Here is an 863-nt window from a genome sequence, read left to right on the forward strand (position 1 = left end):
CAGATATGCCGACAAGGACGCCGCCCTCGGACCGCTCGTCCAGTGCCTGGACGCCGCCGGAACGCCCGTTTCGGGGATACTCGACGCCCGCATCAAAGGTTATTAGAAGGAGTCACCATGCCCACCAGTTTTCCCACCATCGCCAATCTCACCGGAGCCGCCGTCACCCAGGCGGGCGCCAAGGTCGAACTGACCGCCCTGTATGCCTCGCTGCGGGAGGTCGGCGACCCGCTCGGCTCCGCCGGGAAGATTCAAAACCTCGGCCTCGCCTTCTCCGTCGCCACCGGCGCCCTGACCTGCGCCGTGAAGCAACGCAACGGTTCGTCCGACGCCGACGCCACCAACGTCATTGCCGTGCCTATGCGCAGTTCCACCCTCTCCAACGGAAGTTTCAACGTCCGCAACATCACCGGGGCGCTGTCGCTGACCATCAGTTCCGGCTCGACCCTGGGACATGCCAGCGGCGCCGCCTCGAACATCTACTGGTATCTGATCGACAACTCCGGAACCCCCGAACTCGCCGCCTCCTCGAAATATTTCGGGGACAACGGCATCGTCACGACCTCCTCCGAGGGCGGGGCCGGGGCGGCCGACAGTGCCACCGCCATGTACGCCGCCAACGCCCGGAGCAACGTCCCCTTTCAGATCATCGGCCGCACGATTGACACCCAGACCACCGCCGGGACGTGGGCGGTCGTCCCCTCCGAAACCTATCTGTGGCCCTTCACCCCCAATGCCTTTCGTCTCGGGATCGGAACCACCACGGCGGCGGGGCCGCTGCCGCTGGCCTTCGAGGGGGATGACGACACCGGCGCCTACCGCCCGGCCGCCAACACCTGGGCCGCGGCCGCCAACGGCTGCGA

1 protein-coding gene is annotated in these 863 nt (G+C 67.0%); it reads left to right on the plus strand.

The features are described from left to right. Positions 1-117: 117 nt before the first annotated feature. On the plus strand, positions 118-863 hold a 746-nt coding region (locus BGIM_RS65165), incomplete at its 3' end, for a hypothetical protein (protein ID WP_040891353.1).

This window comes from Zavarzinella formosa DSM 19928, from assembly GCF_000255705.1.
GTDB classification, from domain to species: domain Bacteria; phylum Planctomycetota; class Planctomycetia; order Gemmatales; family Gemmataceae; genus Zavarzinella; species Zavarzinella formosa.